Source organism: Burkholderia sp. BKH01, from assembly GCF_025685725.1.
GTDB classification, from domain to species: Bacteria; Pseudomonadota; Gammaproteobacteria; order Burkholderiales; family Burkholderiaceae; genus Burkholderia; species Burkholderia pyrrocinia_C.
In genome coordinates, this window is record NZ_JAOTQT010000025.1 from 32,137 (window position 1) to 48,063 (window position 15,927).

Annotated in this window: 16 protein-coding genes; 8 read left to right on the top strand and 8 right to left on the bottom strand. The window is 69.2% G+C overall.

The annotated features are described in order from the left end of the window. Positions 1-11: 11 nt before the first annotated feature. On the bottom strand, positions 12-461 hold the full coding sequence (locus OEJ37_RS27670) for a hypothetical protein (protein WP_174418898.1): 450 nt from the start codon (positions 459-461) through the stop codon (positions 12-14). 319 nt (positions 462-780) lie between these two features. Between OEJ37_RS27670 and OEJ37_RS27675 the strand changes: the two genes are divergently transcribed. After that, positions 781-2,184: an MBL fold metallo-hydrolase RNA specificity domain-containing protein gene (locus tag OEJ37_RS27675; RefSeq protein WP_175920521.1), complete on the top strand. Its 1,404-nt coding sequence runs from the start codon at positions 781-783 to the stop codon at positions 2,182-2,184. A gap of 84 nt (positions 2,185-2,268) precedes the next feature. Here the strand turns inward: OEJ37_RS27675 and OEJ37_RS27680 are convergent, their stop codons facing one another. From OEJ37_RS27680 to OEJ37_RS27700, 5 genes are read right to left on the bottom strand one after another with little or no spacing between them, the layout of a single operon-like run. Then, a complete protein-coding gene (locus OEJ37_RS27680; protein ID WP_174418900.1) occupies positions 2,269-3,309 on the bottom strand; it encodes a zinc-dependent alcohol dehydrogenase family protein in 1,041 nt (346 codons plus the stop codon). 37 nt (positions 3,310-3,346) lie between these two features. Further along, on the bottom strand, positions 3,347-4,411 hold the full coding sequence (locus OEJ37_RS27685) for a bifunctional enoyl-CoA hydratase/phosphate acetyltransferase (protein ID WP_263347522.1): 1,065 nt from the start codon (positions 4,409-4,411) through the stop codon (positions 3,347-3,349). Next, entirely contained in the window at positions 4,408-6,222 is a 1,815-nt protein-coding gene (locus tag OEJ37_RS27690; RefSeq protein WP_263347525.1) for a PHA/PHB synthase family protein, read from the bottom strand. Before OEJ37_RS27690 ends, OEJ37_RS27685 begins: the two co-directional genes overlap by 4 nt. After that, positions 6,219-6,965, bottom strand: coding sequence for an acetoacetyl-CoA reductase (phbB, locus tag OEJ37_RS27695; protein ID WP_174418903.1), 747 nt, complete (start codon positions 6,963-6,965; stop codon positions 6,219-6,221). The genes OEJ37_RS27690 and phbB overlap by 4 nt, the downstream gene beginning before the upstream one ends. Further along, positions 6,955-7,452 (bottom strand): hypothetical protein, encoded by a 498-nt coding sequence (locus OEJ37_RS27700; RefSeq protein WP_174418904.1) that lies wholly within the window; start codon positions 7,450-7,452, stop codon positions 6,955-6,957. Before OEJ37_RS27700 ends, phbB begins: the two co-directional genes overlap by 11 nt. Before the next feature lie 221 nt (positions 7,453-7,673). On the opposite strand from OEJ37_RS27700, the gene OEJ37_RS27705 reads away from it, so the two are divergent. The 4 genes from OEJ37_RS27705 to OEJ37_RS27720 all read left to right on the top strand — a co-directional run bounded on the left by OEJ37_RS27705 (position 7,674) and on the right by OEJ37_RS27720 (position 11,130). Next, complete coding sequence (locus tag OEJ37_RS27705) at positions 7,674-8,513, top strand: universal stress protein (protein ID WP_174418905.1); 840 nt, start codon at positions 7,674-7,676, stop codon at positions 8,511-8,513. 13 nt (positions 8,514-8,526) lie between these two features. Continuing rightward, entirely contained in the window at positions 8,527-9,726 is a 1,200-nt protein-coding gene (locus tag OEJ37_RS27710) for an acetate/propionate family kinase (RefSeq protein ID WP_263347529.1), read from the top strand. A gap of 70 nt (positions 9,727-9,796) precedes the next feature. Beyond that, positions 9,797-10,300, top strand: coding sequence for a universal stress protein (locus tag OEJ37_RS27715; protein ID WP_175920516.1), 504 nt, complete (start codon positions 9,797-9,799; stop codon positions 10,298-10,300). Further along, positions 10,297-11,130 (top strand): universal stress protein, encoded by an 834-nt coding sequence (locus OEJ37_RS27720; RefSeq protein ID WP_263347532.1) that lies wholly within the window; start codon positions 10,297-10,299, stop codon positions 11,128-11,130. The genes OEJ37_RS27715 and OEJ37_RS27720 overlap by 4 nt, the downstream gene beginning before the upstream one ends. A 52-nt stretch (positions 11,131-11,182) precedes the next feature. Here the strand turns inward: OEJ37_RS27720 and OEJ37_RS27725 are convergent, their stop codons facing one another. Continuing rightward, entirely contained in the window at positions 11,183-11,641 is a 459-nt protein-coding gene (locus OEJ37_RS27725) for a universal stress protein (protein WP_175920514.1), read from the bottom strand. Positions 11,642-11,987: 346 nt separating this feature from the next. On the opposite strand from OEJ37_RS27725, the gene OEJ37_RS27730 reads away from it, so the two are divergent. Together OEJ37_RS27730 and fnr are read left to right on the top strand one after the other, a co-directional pair. After that, positions 11,988-12,635 (top strand): response regulator transcription factor, encoded by a 648-nt coding sequence (locus OEJ37_RS27730; RefSeq protein WP_175920550.1) that lies wholly within the window; start codon positions 11,988-11,990, stop codon positions 12,633-12,635. A gap of 300 nt (positions 12,636-12,935) precedes the next feature. After that, positions 12,936-13,709 carry a fumarate/nitrate reduction transcriptional regulator Fnr gene (gene fnr / locus OEJ37_RS27735; protein WP_174418909.1) on the top strand — a complete coding sequence of 258 codons (774 nt, stop codon included), beginning with the start codon at positions 12,936-12,938 and terminating at the stop codon, positions 13,707-13,709. Positions 13,710-13,742: 33 nt separating this feature from the next. Here fnr and OEJ37_RS27740 read toward each other — a convergent pair whose 3' ends face one another. Next, a complete protein-coding gene (locus tag OEJ37_RS27740) occupies positions 13,743-14,732 on the bottom strand; it encodes a zinc-dependent alcohol dehydrogenase family protein (RefSeq protein WP_263347536.1) in 990 nt (329 codons plus the stop codon). 176 nt (positions 14,733-14,908) lie between these two features. Between OEJ37_RS27740 and OEJ37_RS27745 the strand changes: the two genes are divergently transcribed. After that, positions 14,909-15,910, top strand: a complete 1,002-nt coding sequence (locus OEJ37_RS27745; RefSeq protein WP_263347539.1) for an Acg family FMN-binding oxidoreductase — start codon at positions 14,909-14,911, stop codon at positions 15,908-15,910. Positions 15,911-15,927 lie beyond the last annotated feature (17 nt).

Consider the following 15,927-nt stretch of genomic DNA (forward strand, 5'->3'; position numbering starts at 1 on the left):
ACGGCGGCGGTTCAGCCCGCGGGCGCCGCGACGTCGGGCCGGCGCCATGGCGGCAGTTCGGCCCAGCCGAGCGGCGCGTATACGGTGCCACCGGCCGCCTCGATCCGCTCGACGAACGCGCCGAGCGTGATCCAGCCCGGCACGACGAGCGTCGTGCCGTCGACGAAATCCTCGCTGCGCAGCCAGGGCGCGGCCCCGCGGTTGATCTGCTCGACGCTGCATGCATGCGCATGCAGCCCCGTCTCGGGCGCCAGCAGGCGCGGTGCGTCGAACGCGACCCGCAGCAGCTGGTTGCGCGAATCGCTGTAAGGCGGTTTCGCAAAGTCCTGATACGGTACGTCCGCCCAGCCTTCGCCGCATTGCTCGTCAAGCGGCAGGCAGGTGAACCACGCCCACGGGCGGCGGACGAAGCACAGCCGGTAGCCGGCCCGCGCGCCGTCCAGATTCGCGATCAGCGTCATGATGGGTTTCGTCCTGAAAATCTCGTCGTACCGACACGCATCTCACCTCGCGCGAGGCGGGAGCCCGGATTGCCGGGCCGCGGCGCCGTCATCGCGGATGCAACCACTATCGTACCGACGTCGGGCACGCACGTTGACCGGCATCAAGCCCGCGAAACGGAACGCCCCGCGCGCCGGCCGGCCGCTCGCCGCCGTTCGTCCGTCGAATCGCCACCGTCGCGCACGCGGATACGGCAATCCCTGACTTCCATCAACGCGATTGCCTGCACACGCGATGTAATCGGAACACCGAACGACACAACTCCCGGCGAGGCAAGCCATGAAGCTGACATTTCTCGGTGCGACCGAAACCGTGACCGGATCGAAGTATCTGGTCGAGCATCGCGACCGGCGCATCCTGGTCGATTGCGGCCTGTTCCAGGGCACGAAGAACCTGCGGCTGCGCAACTGGAACCCGCTGCCGATCGCGCCCGACACGCTGGATGCGGTGGTCCTCACGCATGCGCACCTCGACCACACCGGCTACCTGCCGGTGCTCGCGCGCGACGGGTTTCGCGGCCCGGTGTACTGCACGCAGGCCACGGCCGAACTCTGCGACATCATGCTGCGCGACAGCGCGCGGTTGCAGGAGGAAGAAGCCGATTTCGCGAACCGGCACGGCTATTCGAAGCACCACCCGGCCCAGCCGCTCTACACGACCGACGACGCGCAACGCGCGCTGCACCTGATGAAACCAGCCGCATTCGACGAATGCGTCTCACTGGGCGGCAGCCTGTCGTTCCGGCTGCTGCCGGCCGGTCACATCCTCGGCGCGGCCAGCGTCGTCATGCACTGGGATCACAAGGTACTGGCGTTCTCCGGCGATCTCGGCCGCTATCACGACCCGATCATGCAGCCGCCGACGCCGCCGGCGCATGCGGATTACCTGGTCGTCGAATCGACGTACGGCGACCGGCTGCATCCGGCATCGGACCCCGAGACCGAGCTGGCGGAGCTGTTCGAAAACACCTTCTCGCGCGGCGGCGTGGTGGTGATCCCGTGCTTCACCGTCGGCCGCGCGCAGGAGATCCTGCACTACATCGCGCGCCTGAAGGCGGCCGGCCGCATGGCGCGCGTGCCGGTGTTTCTCGACAGCCCGATGGCGACGGACGTGACGGAGATCTATCGCCACCACGTCCTCGAGCACCGGCTGACCTTGTCGGAAGCGAACGCGCTCGGCCACGCGGCGACGATGATCCGCACGGTCGATCAGTCGAAGGCGATCGCCAGCCACCAGGGGCCGATGGTCATCATTGCGGGAAGCGGCATGGCGACGGGCGGACGCGTGCTGCATCACCTGACCCGCTATGCGCCCGATCCGCGCAACACGATCGCGCTGGTGGGCTACCAGGCCGCGGGCACGCGCGGCGCGGCGCTGGCGGCTCATGAGCCGACGCTGAAGATTCACGGGGAGTACGTGCGCGTGCGTGCGCGGGTCGAGTCGATCTCGTCGCTGTCCGCGCATGCCGACTACGAGGAAATCCTGCGGTGGCTCGGCACGATGCAGCGTGCGCCGTTCCGGACCTTCGTCACGCACGGCGAGCCGGCGGCGGCCGATGCGTTGCGGCGGCGCATCGCCGAAACCCTGCACTGGCCGTGCGAGGTGCCGACCTACGGGCAGACTGTCGATCTCGACGAAGCCGAGCGCGACGACACGCGCGAACCGGCGGCGCAGTCATCCTGACGGCAACGCGCGGCGCACGAACGCCGCACGTGTCCCGTCATCCGTCGCGACGGGCGCCCGCTCCCGCCGCGCCGCGCGCCGCCATCACGCCACTTCGATGATGACCTTCAGCGCATGCGTTTCCGCGGCGCGGCCGAACGTGTCGTACGCGCGCTCGATGTCGTCGAGCGAAAAACGGTGCGTGATCAGACGCTTCGGATCGAGCCGCCCCGCGCGCACGGTCTTCAGCAGCATCGGCGTGCTGACCGTATCGACGAGCCGGGTCGTGATCGCGATGTTGCGATCCCACAGCTTCTCGAGATGCAGGTCGGCCTTCACGCCGTGCACGCCGACGTTCGCGACGACGCCGCCCGGCGCGACGAGCGACGTGCACATCTCGAACGTCGCCGGAATCCCGACCGCCTCGATCGCGCAATCGACGCCGACGCCGTCGGTCAGCTTCATCACGTCCGCGACAGGGTCGCCACTGGCGCCGTCGAAGCAGTCGGTCGCGCCGAAGCGCCGCGCGACGTCGAGCCGGTTGCGGTCCGGGTCGATCATGATGATCTGCGCGGGCGAGTAAAACTGCGCGGTCAGCAACGCCGCCAGCCCGATCGGGCCCGCTCCGACGATCGCGACCGTACAGCCCGGCTGCACCTTGCCGTTCAGCACGCCGCATTCGAATCCGGTGGGCAGGATATCGGACAGCATCACGAGCGCATCCTCGTCCGCGCCGGGCGGAAGCCGGTACAGGCTCGTCGGTGCGTGCGGAATGCGCACGTACTCGGCCTGCGTGCCGTCGATCCGGTTGCCGAGGATCCAGCCGCCCGTCGTGCAATGCGAGTACAGGCCACGCCGGCAGTATTCACACCGGCCGCACGACGTGATGCACGAGATCAGCACGTGATCGCCCGGCTGCAGCGTGTCGACCGCCGCGCCGACCTGCTCGATGATCCCCACGCCCTCGTGGCCGAGCACGCGGCCGGGCTCGCACGACGGCACATCGCCCTTCAGGATGTGCAGGTCGGTACCGCAGATCGTCGTGCGCGTCACGCGGACGATCGCGTCGGTCGGCGCCTGCAGTTCGGGCATCGGCCGCCGTTCGAGCGCCTTGCGCCGAGGCCCCTGGTATACGAGTGCTTTCATTGCGTTATCTCCGTCGAAAGGGATGTTCCTGCGTTGCTCAAGCCCGGCGTGCGCGCTGCGGGCCGGCGTCGCGTGCGTCGCCTGGCGCAAGCGGTTCAAACGGTTCAAGCGGCGCATGGCCGGCGTGCGCCAGCAGCGCGGCCAATGCGCAGGAGGCGACCCGGACGGCGACGCTGTCGGCGCGGCTCGTCAGCACGATCGGCACGCGCGCGCCCACGACGACGCCCGCGCTGGCGGCGCCGCCCAGGTATTCGAGCTGCTTGGCGAGCATGTTGCCGGCCTCGATGTCGGGCACGACCAGGATGTCCGCGCGGCCCGCGACCGGCGAATCGATGCCCTTGTCGAGCGCGGCGCGCAGCGACACCGCGTTGTCGAACGCGAGCGGGCCGTCGACGATGGCGCCCGCGATCTGGCCGCGTTCGGCCATCTTGGCCAGCGCGGCCGCATCGAGCGTCGAGCGCATCGCCGGATTGACGGTCTCGACCGCGCACAGCACGGCGACTCGCGGGCACGCAACGCCCAGCGCGTGCGCGACGTCGATCGCGTTCTGCGTGATCGCCGCCTTCTGCGAGAGGTCCGGCGCGATGTTGATTGCCGCGTCGGTCAGCAGGAACGGGCGCGGATAGGCCGGCGTCTCGATCAGGAAGCAATGGGAGATGCGCTTGTCGGTGCGCAGGCCCGACCCCGCCGCGACGACCGCGCCCATCAGTTCGTCGGTGTGCAGGCTGCCCTTCATCAGCGCACCGACGCGGCCGGCCGCCGCGAGTTCGACGGCCCGGCTCGCCGCCGCATGGCTGTGCGGCACGTCCTCGATCGGCCAGCGGGCGAGATCGATGCCCGCTTCGGCCGCCGCGCGCTGCACCTTCGCGCGCGGCGCGACGATGAGCGGCGCGATCGACGCACCCAGCGGCGAATCGTGGAGCGCGGCGAGCGCGGTCAGGCTTGCCGCATCGCACGGATGGACGACGGCGACGGCAAGCGGCGGCATGCCCCGCGCACGCGCGATCAGCGCGGGCAATCCCCCGCCCGGCGGCGACAGCAGGCCCGGCAGGCAAACCCCGTCATTCGCGCGATCGAGGGCGCCGCCGGTCACGTTCTTCATGTTTCGAGCACGTAAGTGCCGGGCGCCGCCCCCAGGCCGGCGTCCGGCGTGCGGGCCGGCACGTCGACCGACGCGTGCGCGCGCAACCAGTCGCGCCAGCACGTCCACCACGACCCGTCGACGGCGCGCGTTTCGTTCACGAAGTCGTAGCGGCTGCGGTAAGGCGCGCCCGGTTCGCGGCTCGCGCAGCGATAGTGGCGGCCCGGATGGCCGGGTTCCGACACGATGCCTGCGTTATGGCCGCCCGAGGTCAGCACGAAAGTCAGCGCGTTGTGCGTGAGCAGGTGGAGCTTGTAGACGGAGCGCCACGGCGACACGTGATCGCGCTCGGTCCCGACCACGAACATCGGCACGTCGATATCCGACAGCGCGACCGGCCGGCCGTCGACGCAGTAGCGGCCGGCCGCGAGGTCGTTGTGGAGGAACAGCCGCGTCAGGTATTCGGTGTGCATGCGGTACGGCATGCGCGTGCCGTCCGCGTTCCACGACATCAGGTCGTTCGGCTTCGTGCGCTTGCCGAGCAGGTACTCGCTCATCATGCGCGACCAGATCAGGTCGCGCGCATTCAGCAGCTCGAACGCGGCGGACATCTGCGAGCCGTCCAGGTAGCCTTGCCGCCACATCAGCGCGTCGAGCGCGGACAGTTCGCTCGCGTCGACGAACAGGCCGAGTTCGCCGGGTTCGCTGAAATCGGTCTGGGCCGCCAGCAGCGTGACGGAACGCAACGTGTCGTGCTGCCGCCCGTCGCGCGCGAGCGCCGCCGCGCCGATCGCCAGCAGCGTGCCGCCGAGGCAGTACCCGACCGCGTGGACGGCTTCGCCGCACCGCTCGCGAACGGTGTCGAGCGCGGCGAGGCAGCCGTCGCGCAGGTAATCGTCGAGGCCGAGATCGCGCGACTCCGCGCCCGGATTGCGCCACGAGATCGCGAACACGGTGTAGCCCGCGTCGACCAGGAAGCGGATCAGCGAATTGTGCGGCTGCAGGTCGAGGATGTAGTACTTCATGATCCACGACGGCACGATCAGGATCGGCTCGCGTGCGACGCCGGCCGTCGTCGGTTCGTACTGCAGCAATTCGCACAGCGCGTTGCGCCATACGACGCGGCCCGGCGTGATCGCGACGTCGTGCCCGGGCAGATAGGCCCGCGCCTCGCGCGGACGGGCGCCGCCGGCACGATCGATCAGCGCGCCGAGATCGTCGAGCCAGTGCCGCGCGCCGGCCGCGAGATTGGCGCCGCCGCTGCGTATCGTCGCGTCGAGCACGACCGGATTGGTCGCGATGAAATTGCCCGGCGAGCAGGCGTCGAGCCATTGCCGCGCGGCGAACCCGACGAGTGCCTCGTGATGCCGCCCGACGCCTCGCACGCCGTGCGTCGCATCGCGCCACCAGCGCTGGATCGACAGGAAGCCGTCGCGATACGCGCAAAACGGCCAGTTCGACCACGCCGGTGCGGCGAAACGCGGATCGGCCTGCCCGGCATGCACCGTCAGCCCGTCCTCGTCCGTGTCGTCGGGCGTGCGGTTCGCCGCCGGCAACGGACCGGCCGCGAGCCACGCCTGCCACGCCAGTTCGAAGCACTTTCCGGGCGACACGGCGAGATGCGCGCCCCAGTCGATCATGGCCAGCGCCAGCGACACGGGCGACAGGCCGAGTGTCATCGCGGCCAGGCTCGCCCGCGCCGCGCGATCCCATTGTTCGGCCGGCGACACGTCGGGCCGCGCGCCCGCGCACGGACGCGGGGCCTGCGCGAGCTCACCGGCGTCGGCAGCCGGACGGCGCGTGACCGGCACGCGGATGACGGAATCATTCATCGCATGTGCATGCCGCCGTTGACATCGAATTCCGCGCCGGTCGCGAATGCGCCCGCGTCCGAGCACAGCCACGCGACCAGCGCGGCGATCTCGTCGGGATTGCCGAGGCGCCCCAGCGGAATCTGCGGCAGGATCTTCGTGTCGAGCACGTCCTTCGGCACCGACTCGACCATCGCGGTCGCGAGGTAGCCGGGCGACACCGTGTTGACCGTCACGCCGTGTCGCGCGAGTTCGAGCGCGAGCGACTTCGTGAAACCGTGAATGCCCGCCTTGGCGGCCGCATAGTTGGCCTGCCCGTACGCGCCTCTCGAGCCGTTCACCGAGCCGACGTTGACGATGCGGCCGAAGCCGGCTTCGATCATGCCGGGCACGAACGGCTTCGTCATGTTGAACATGCTGTCGAGATTGGTGCGCAGCACCGCGTCCCACATGCTCTTGGTCATCTTCACGAAGCTGGCGTCGCGCGTGATGCCGGCGTTGTTGACGAGCACGTCGACATGCCCGAACTGCGCGAGCACGCGCGCCGCGCAGTGCTGGCACGAGTCGTAGTCGGCGACGTCGACCTCGAACCCATGGAAGGTGCGCCCTGCCTCGCGTTCGTGCGCCAGCCAGGTCGCGATATGGTCGTTGTGCTCCGTGTGCGACACGGCGACGGTCATGCCCGCGGCATGCAGGCGACGGCTGATCGCGGCGCCCAGGCCGCCCGTGCCGCCCGTCACGAATGCGACGCGATCAGCGCACATGATCGTGCTCCCGGGTCGCATTCGCGCCGGCCATGTCGGTCATGCCGCGTCCGAACGCCGCCATCCATTCGTGCCACGGCATGCTCGCCTCGTTGACCACGGCCAGCCGGCTCACGTCGGGCAGCCAGTCGGTCTGGCCGCGCGACAGCATGTCCGCGCCGTATTCGCGCAGCCAGGTGCGCCAGACACCCGCCCCCTCGTATTGCGTGCGCATGCCCCATTCGACGGTGTCCTGCCAGATCGTGGCGCTCGCGAGCGCGTAATCGCGCATCACGCGTTGTGCCGCCGCGCCGAACTCAGCCCATTCCCGCGTGTCCGCGAGCGCCTGCTGCAACTGCCGCGCCGCGTCGCGATCCCGCTCGATGCGCCGACCCGTCAGCGCATGCCATTCGTGCTGCCAGTCGCGATTCAGCGCGAACAGGCGCAGTGCGATGTCGCAGGCTGCCCGGCACGCGCCGTTCGGTGTCGTCAAAGCGTCGGTGGTCATCGTCTTCCCTCTGTCGATTCGGTCGAAGGGCCTGCACCCAGGCTGCCGCCGGGGTGCCCCCGGGTCTGCACCCATTTCGCGCCGCCTGCCCGGTACCGGCCGCGACCGCCTCACTGTGCGGCTGTGCGGCACGGCGGCCGTTGATCTGCGTCAAGCGCGCGGGAAGCCCGCTTCGTAGACTGAATTGCAATGGCGGATACACCGTCGATGGAGCGATCCAGATGAGCTACAAGAGCATGGTCGTGCATCTCGACACGAGCGTTCGCGCGCATTCGCGCCTCGAGCTTGCGTTGCGTCTCGCGCGGCGCTTCAAGGCGCACCTGACCGGGGTGTTCGCGATCTACACACCGGAGCCGACTTCGTTCTACGTGATGGCCGGTTCCGCCGATTACTTTCGCGAGCAGCGCGACCAGCGCGACGAACGTCTCGCCGCGCTCGAGCGGCTGTTTCATGCCGAAACGGCACGGGCCGGCGTATCGGCGGCCTGGATTCGCGCCGATGAGCGCGCCAACGTCGCGGTGCCGCGTCTCGCGCGTCTCGCGGATCTCGTGATCGCGGGCCAGAGCGATCCGAACGATCCCGAAACCTATATCGACGACCAGTTTCCGGAAACGCTCGTGATGTCGGCGGGGCGTCCGGTGCTGTTCGTGCCGTATGCCGGGGAATTCCCGTCGATCGGCGAACGCGCGCTGGTGGCGTGGGACGGCAGCCGCGAGGCCACGCGCGCCGCGCACGACGCGCTGCCGTTTCTCGAGCACGCGAAACGCACGACGGTCGTCGCGGTGGTCGCCGGCGATTCGGAAGCGGCGACCACTCGCGTTCCGGCCGCGGATGCCGCGCTGATGCTTGCGCGCCACGCGCCGGACGTCAACGTGCTCGACATCGATAGCGGCGCCGGCGGGTCCGTCGGCGACACGCTGCTGTCGCGCGCGTACGAAACGGGCAGCGATCTGCTCGTGATGGGCGCGTACGGCCATCCGCGCTGGCACGAACTGCTGATGGGCGGCGCCACACGCACCGTGCTGGCGTCGATGACGCTGCCGGTACTGATGTCGCACTGAGCCGAGCGCGCCGATGCGTACGCTCGCGCTGCTCGTCGTCAATACCGGTTCGTCGAGCGTCAAGTTCGCGGTGTTCGCGTATCCGCCGCACGACGATCCCGCGCGCCGGCCGCTGCACGAAGGCGAAGCGGTCGATACCGGCAACGGCATGTCGATCCGCTTCGACGCCGAGCCGGCGCGCGTATTGCCGGCGGCGCCGGGCGACCCCTATCGCGCCGTCCTGTCGCAGATCGCGCTGTGGATCCGCGAGCAACTGCCGCATGTCGCGCTGGGCGCCGTCGCGCACCGGGTCGTGCACGGCGGCGCGCGTTACCAGGAACCGGTGCGGATCGACGACGCGGTTCTGAATGCATTGCGGACGCTGACACCGCTCGCGCCGCTGCACCAGCCGCACAGCCTGGACGCGATCGACGTCCTGCGCGCTGCGTTTCCGACGATTCCGCAGGTCGCCGTATTCGATACCGCGTTTCATCGCACGCTGCCGCGCACCGAGCAGTTGCTGCCGCTGCCCCACGTGTGGTTCGACAAGGGCGTGCGCCGCTATGGTTTTCACGGACTGTCATACGAATACCTGGCCGTCGCGCTCGACGAATCGTTCGGCGCGCGGGCGCGGGGCCGCGTGATCGCCGCGCACCTCGGCAGCGGCGCGAGCCTGTGCGCGCTGCGCGAGCTGCGCAGCGTCGCGACGACGATGGGCTTTTCGGCGCTCGACGGCCTGATGATGAGTACCCGGTGCGGGACGCTCGATCCCGGCGTCGTGCTGCACCTGCTCGACGTCGAGCACCTGTCGCGCGACGCGCTCGGCCGGATCCTGTATCACGAGTCGGGGCTCAAGGGCGTCTCGGGTGCGTCCGGCGATCCGCGCGTGCTCCTCGCCCGCGAGGCGGACGGCGACACGCCGGCGCGCGAGGCGCTGGCGCTGTACGTCCACCGCATCGTGCGCGAAGCCGGGGCGCTGGCCGCCGTGCTCGGCGGCCTCGACATGCTCGTGTTCACGGCCGGCATCGGCGAACATTCGGCCGCATTGCGCCAGCGGATCTGCGCATCGCTCGGCTGGCTCGGCGTCGACATCGATGCTTCGGCCAACGCCGCCCATGCGCGGGTGATCTCGTCGGCGGCAAGCGCGGTGACGGTCGTCGTCGAGCCGACCAACGAAGCGTGGATCGCGGCACGCGATGCGGTGCGGCTGCTGCGAAGCGACGGCGCCGCTTGATCCAGATCAGCGCGATCGACGCGCGTGCGACGATGATGAAATCGTTGACACGCGTTCAGAGGGAACCGCCATGTACTCGAACATCCTGGTCGCGCTCGACGGCAGCGAAACGTCGTCCCGCGCGCTCGACGCCGCACTGACGCTTGCGTCGGAATCGGGCGCGCGGCTCACGCCCGTCTACGTCGTCGATTTCCTGGTGCCGGCCTACGACATGTACGGCTACGATCCGTCGATCCTGATCGACGCGTTCCGCGAGGAAGGGCTGCGTGTCACCGACGACGCGGCGAAGCGCATGGCTGCGCGCGGCGTCACCGGCACGCCGCGGATCGCCAATGTCGAGCCGGCCGGCGAAGACGTCGCGCAGCGGATCCTGATCGTCGCGAAGGAAGCCGGCGCCGACCTGATCGTGATGGGCACCCACGGCCGGCGCGGCTTCAGCCGCCTCGTCCTGGGCAGCGTCGCCGAGCGCGTGCTGCGCTACGCCGCGTGCCCCGTTCTGATGATTCCGGCAAGTTGCGCGCCGGCACCCGCCGCGGCGCCTGCCGCTGCATCGACCGAAAAGGAGCCGTCATGAGCTACAAGACCCTGCTCGTCCATCTCGACGATAGCGATCGTTGCGCGACGCGCGTCGAACTGGCACTCGAACTCGCGGGACGCTGGAACGCGCACCTGATCGGCCTCTACGTGGTCTGCCAGGATCTCTTCGAACCGTTGCGGCGGCCCGACGAGCCGCTCAAGCTCGCGGTATACGAGCGCCTGTGCGAACAGCGGCGCAAGGACGCGGAGGAGAAATTCCTCGAAACCGCCGAGCGCGCGGGGCGCAGCGTCGAATGGCAGGCGCCCGCCGGCGCCGCGACCGACGCCGCGATCCTGCATGCGCGTCATGCCGACCTGCTCGTGCTCGGCCAGGAGGATCCCGACGACCGCCTGACGTACGTCGCGCGCCATTTCATCGAGGACGTCGTGATGGGCAGCGGCCGTCCGGCGCTCGTCGTGCCGTACGCGGGCGACGTGCGCACGCTCGGCGAGAACGTGCTGATCGGCTGGGACGGCGGGCGCGAAGCCGCGCGCGCGATGGCCGACGCGCTGCCGCTGCTCGCGCGTGCACGCTTCGTCAACGTCGAAACGGTCAGCCACGGGCAACCCGATCCGGACAAGACGCCGGCAGGCGTGGACGTCGCCGCGTACCTGGAGCGCCACGGCATCCGCGCATCGTTCTCGACGACGGCACGCCCAGGCACGGTCGGCGTCGGCGCGACGCTGCTGAACCGGGCCACCGACCTTCACGCGGACCTGATCGTGATGGGCCTGTACAGCCATACCCGGATGCACGAGCGGGTACTCGGCGGCGCGACGCGCACGATCCTCGAAACCATGACGGTGCCGGTGCTGCTGTCGCACTGAGCATGAACGCGAACGGGGCGGCCTCGGTCGGCCGCCCCGTCTTCCTGGCCGGTCACGCCGCGCCCGGATCGTCGCGGACCAGCAGCACAGGCCGGTCCGCGGTGCGTAGCAGCGACTCGGCGACGCTGCCGAGCAACGCCCTGCGAACACCGCGCCGGCCGTGGGTGCCCATCACGATCAGGTCGGCATCGCAGTCGGCGGCCGCGCGCGCCAGCACCGACGGCACGCTCTCGCCGCACGCGTCGATCGTTTGCGCGGTGCCGCGCACCCCGCACAGCCGGAATGCGGTTTCGGCATCGGCGACCGCCACCGCTGCGCGGTCTGCATCTACCCCGCCCGGGGCGATCCGATCGACATAAGCGCTGCCGATAGTCGTCAGCGGCGGCGTATCCGACACGACGCACACGGCGACCACGAGGCCGCCCGACGCGCGGGCGAGCGTTATCGCCTCGTCGAGCGCGAGCCGCGCACCGCGACTGTCGTCGAGCGCGGCGAAGATCCGTTCATACATGGCGCCTCCCGGTTTCTCCATCCCGTTCCGGCCGGATCGGGATCTTCAGTCTGGGCCCGCCGCAGCCCGGCCCGTTGACACCGATCAAGCGGGCCTCGCGCCAGGCACGGCGGCCCGGTGCATGTGCGTCGATTGGCGAACACCTGCAAAACGCGCACAATTCCATTCAACGTCCACAACGGCGGATCGACGCACGCACGCGCATTTGCCGGAACGGCGTCCGGATATCGAAGGCGGTCATCATGACCGCGGCCAGACGCCGGACGATCGGGATGTTCGAATCGGGGCAGGGTCAACGATCGCCGCCGCGCAGCCGTTCCACGCGATCCGGCAAGGGGCATGTCGCATGATCAGGGTACTCATCGCCGACGACCACGCGCTTGTCCGGGACGGCCTGCGGCACATCCTGCAGAACGGCAACGGTTTCGAGGTCGCGGGCGAGGCGTGCGACAGCGCTTCGACCGTTGCGCTGGTCCGCGGCACCCCTGCACACGTGCTGGTGCTCGATCTGTCGATGCCCGGCCGCAACGGCATCGAACTGATCCGGCAGATCAAGGACGAACAGCCGGCCCTGCATATCCTCGTGCTGACGATGCATGCCGAACAGCAATATGCGGTGCGTGCGTTCCGCGCCGGCGCGTCCGGCTACATAACCAAGGAAAGCGCGAGCGCGGAGCTGGTGGCCGCGCTGACCAAGATCGCATCCGGCGGCGTCTACGTCAGCCTCGCGATGGCGGAGCAGTTCGCGCAAAGCCTCAACGAGCCGGCGGAACTGCAGCCGCACCAGCGCTTGTCCGATCGCGAGTTCGACGTGTTCCGGCGCATGACCTGCGGCGAATCGATCTCCGAAATCGCGCAGGCGCTGTGCGTCAGCGTCAAGACCGTGAGCACCTACAAGACTCGCATCCTCGAGAAAATGCAGATGCCGAACGATGCGGCGCTCGTGCGTTACGCCGTACGCCACAAGCTGTTCGACGACACGGACGAACTCTGAGCGCGACAAGCTGCCGCACGTTTGTAGGAATTGCCCTACAGCCCTTCTTCAACGCCTACTTAATCTTCCATTTCCGCTGATTTCATTCGCGCGTCCGGCTGTCCATACTCCCGGTCAAGAAAAACAAACACGCGTGCCTCCCGGCGCGGCCGGCGGCGCAGTCCTGCATCGACTGCATCGTCGTCCCGCACCCCGATGCGGCACGTCCTTGATGAAGGCGGCGGAATTTCACGCCGCCCGTAGCGGCCAGCGCAACCGTGCCCACGCGATTCGCCGCCGCCCAACAAACCGGAGCAGATCATGCAGAGCCATGCCGAAGTATCGATGCCGCCGCAGTCGCGCCCCTTTATTCCGTTGCACCCCGTCGAGCGGTCGGACCAGCCGAAGCGCGCGTCGTCCCGTTGTTCGTCGTGCGCGCTGCGCGCCGTTTGCCTGCCACAGGAGCTGACCCCCGACGATTTCGTGCGGGTCGACGCGATGATCTGCACGACGCGTCACATCAAGCGTGGCGACACCCTGTATCGGGCCGGCGATACGTTCAACAGCATCTACGCGGTGAGAACCGGATCGTTCAAGACCGTCGTCATGCATCGCGACGGCGACGAGCAGGTAACCGGCTTCCAGATCGTCGGCGAATCGCTCGGGCTGGACGGCGTGCACACCGGCCATCACAACGGCGATGCGATCGCGCTCGAAGACAGCACCGTCTGCATCATTCCGTTCGGCCAGCTCGAACAGATCTGCCGCGAAGTACGGACGATGCAGCACCACGTCTACCAGATGATGAGCGGCGAGATCGTTCGCGAGTCCGCGCTGATGCTGCTGCTCGGTACGATGAGCGCGGAACAGCGCGTGGCCGCGTTCCTGCTGAATCTCTCCACGCGTTTCAAGGCGCGCGGTTACTCGGCCGCGGAGTTCGTGCTGCGGATGACCCGCGACGAGATCGGCGAGTATCTCGGCATGAAACTCGAGACGGTCAGCCGCATGCTGTCGAAGTTCCAGCAGAAAGGGCTCGTCGCGGCGCAGGGCAAGCAGATCCGCATCGTCGATTCGGAAGGGCTCGCGCGCATCTGACGCCGCGGCTGAACCGCTCGCACGTCGCGCGGTTCAGCCGCGTGTGTCGAGCACGGCGGCACCCGACAGATGCCCCGTGCGCAGGTCCGAGAGCGCGCGGTTCGCGTCGGTCAGCGCATAGCGCGTTGCTTCGACCCGCAGCGGCGTCGTGTCGGCGATCCGCATGAACGCGACGGCGTCCGCGCGCGTCAGGTTGGCCACCGATGCGATGCGGCGCTCGCCCCACAGCCACGCGTACGGAAAAGCCGGGATGTCGCTCATGTGAATGCCGCCGCACACGACGATCCCGCCCTTGTCGACTGCGCGCAGCGCCGCCGGCACCAGTGCGCCGACCGGCGCGAAAATCAGCGCGGCGTCGAGCGTCTCGGGCGGCGATTCGTCGCTGCCGCCCGCCCATGCCGCCCCCAGCGACAGCGCAAGCTGCTGCGCGGCGGTATCGCCGGATTTCGTCAGCGCGAACACCCGGCGTCCTTCATGGTGTGCGATCTGCGCGACGAGATGCGCTGCCGCGCCGAACCCGTAGATCCCGATTCGCCGTGCGTCGCCGGCCATGCGCAACGTACGGTAGCCGATCAGCCCGGCGCAAAGCAGCGGTGCGGCCTCCTGGTCGGAGTAGCGCTGCGGCAGATGCACGCAATAACGGTGGTCCGCGACGGTGTGCTCGGCATAACCGCCGTCGATCGTATAGCCGGTGAAACCGGGGCTGTCGCACAGATTCTCCCGCCCGGCGGCGCAATACGCGCAATGCCCGCAGGTCCGGCCGAGCCACGGCACGCCAACCCGGTCGCCGACCGCGAAACCCGTCACGCCCGCGCCCAGCGAGCGCACCGTCCCGACGATTTCATGCCCCGGAATCAGCGGCAGCTTCGGATGCGCGAGATCACCGTCGACGACGTGGAGATCGGTACGGCATACGCCGCATGCATGCACGTCGATCAGCAGCTGGCCCGCCGCGGGCCGCGGGTCCGGCACGTGTGCCTCGCGCAACTCCGGCGTCGTACCGTCGAACATCATTGCAAGCATCTGGATCTCCCCCGCGCGATCGGCCTCGCGCGCTTCGCCTGCTCCAAGCGTAGACGCATGGAACCGCGTCCGTACGACTCGGTAACGCGGCCTTGACGTGGGTCAACGGCCGCCGGCCGGTTGCTGACAGGATGAAATGGCGTTCCGCCGCTGGCCGGCTCCCTGGAGAATGCCGAATGACATCCGTTACCCCCGTTGCTGCAAGCCCCCGTCTCGACGATCGACTGCGGTCGCTGCTGGGCTACGCGGTGCTGGCGCCGTCAAGCCACAATTCCCAGCCGTGGCGGTTCATCGTCGACGGCACGACGATTGCTGTCTGCGCGGACCGGGTTCGCGCGCTGCCCGTGGTCGATCCGTACGATCGCGAACTGATCATCAGTTGCGGCGCGGCGCTGCTCAACCTCCGCGTCGCGCTCGATCATGCCGGGATCGCGCATACGATCAGCGCGTTCCCGTCCGACATCGATCCCGACGTCCTGGCGCTCGTGCGCGTGTGCGACGACGGCTACACCGATGCGGAACTGGCTACGCTGTTCGCCGCGATCCCCGAGCGCGTCACGACGCGCACCCCGTTCGAATCCGAACCCGTTCCGGACGCGCTCCAGCACGCGCTGATCGCGGCGGGCGCCGCGGAAGGCGCGGACGTGGCCTGTGCCGACTCGATCGCGCGGCGCGCCCGGGTGGCCGAGGTGATCGCCGACGCGGATCGCCAGCAGTTTGCCGACCCGCGGTTCCGGCGCGAACTGGCGAGCTGGATCGATCCGCGCCGGCACGTCGACGGCATGCCCGCCTTCGCGGCCGGCGTGCCGGCGCTGCTGGATTTCGCGGCGCCGATCGTGACGACCGCGGTGCGCACGTTCGATCTCGGCCACGGCCTGGCAGCGCTGCACCACCAGCTCGTCGGTGCGTCGCCGCTGATCGTCTGCATCGCAACGGCCCGCGACGATCGCGAGGCCTGGCTCGCCGCCGGGCAAGCGCTCGAGCGCATGCTGCTGGTCGCGACGCGTGCGGGCTACACGGCGTCGTACCTGAACCAGCCGATCGAGACGGCCGGGTTGCGCGCGCAGCTGTGCGACATGCTCGCGCTGCGCGGGCATCCGCAACTGCTGCTGCGCATCGGGCGCGGCCCGCATGTGCCGCATTCGCCGCGCCGACCGCTCGATGAAGTGATTTCCTGATCGCGCCGCGCCCGCTT

Bases quoted from the DNA above. Each gene is read 5' to 3' on its own strand.
- OEJ37_RS27670 (WP_174418898.1), bottom strand. From the start codon at position 461: ATGACGCTGATCGCGAATCTGGACGGCGCGCGGGCCGGCTACCGGCTG.
- OEJ37_RS27675 (WP_175920521.1), top strand. From the start codon at position 781: ATGAAGCTGACATTTCTCGGTGCGACCGAAACCGTGACCGGATCGAAG.
- OEJ37_RS27680 (WP_174418900.1), bottom strand. From the start codon at position 3,309: ATGAAAGCACTCGTATACCAGGGGCCTCGGCGCAAGGCGCTCGAACGG.
- OEJ37_RS27685 (WP_263347522.1), bottom strand. From the start codon at position 4,411: ATGAAGAACGTGACCGGCGGCGCCCTCGATCGCGCGAATGACGGGGTT.
- OEJ37_RS27690 (WP_263347525.1), bottom strand. From the start codon at position 6,222: ATGAATGATTCCGTCATCCGCGTGCCGGTCACGCGCCGTCCGGCTGCC.
- phbB (WP_174418903.1), bottom strand. From the start codon at position 6,965: ATGTGCGCTGATCGCGTCGCATTCGTGACGGGCGGCACGGGCGGCCTG.
- OEJ37_RS27700 (WP_174418904.1), bottom strand. From the start codon at position 7,452: ATGACCACCGACGCTTTGACGACACCGAACGGCGCGTGCCGGGCAGCC.
- OEJ37_RS27705 (WP_174418905.1), top strand. From the start codon at position 7,674: ATGAGCTACAAGAGCATGGTCGTGCATCTCGACACGAGCGTTCGCGCG.
- OEJ37_RS27710 (WP_263347529.1), top strand. From the start codon at position 8,527: ATGCGTACGCTCGCGCTGCTCGTCGTCAATACCGGTTCGTCGAGCGTC.
- OEJ37_RS27715 (WP_175920516.1), top strand. From the start codon at position 9,797: ATGTACTCGAACATCCTGGTCGCGCTCGACGGCAGCGAAACGTCGTCC.
- OEJ37_RS27720 (WP_263347532.1), top strand. From the start codon at position 10,297: ATGAGCTACAAGACCCTGCTCGTCCATCTCGACGATAGCGATCGTTGC.
- OEJ37_RS27725 (WP_175920514.1), bottom strand. From the start codon at position 11,641: ATGTATGAACGGATCTTCGCCGCGCTCGACGACAGTCGCGGTGCGCGG.
- OEJ37_RS27730 (WP_175920550.1), top strand. From the start codon at position 11,988: ATGATCAGGGTACTCATCGCCGACGACCACGCGCTTGTCCGGGACGGC.
- fnr (WP_174418909.1), top strand. From the start codon at position 12,936: ATGCAGAGCCATGCCGAAGTATCGATGCCGCCGCAGTCGCGCCCCTTT.
- OEJ37_RS27740 (WP_263347536.1), bottom strand. From the start codon at position 14,732: ATGCTTGCAATGATGTTCGACGGTACGACGCCGGAGTTGCGCGAGGCA.
- OEJ37_RS27745 (WP_263347539.1), top strand. From the start codon at position 14,909: ATGACATCCGTTACCCCCGTTGCTGCAAGCCCCCGTCTCGACGATCGA.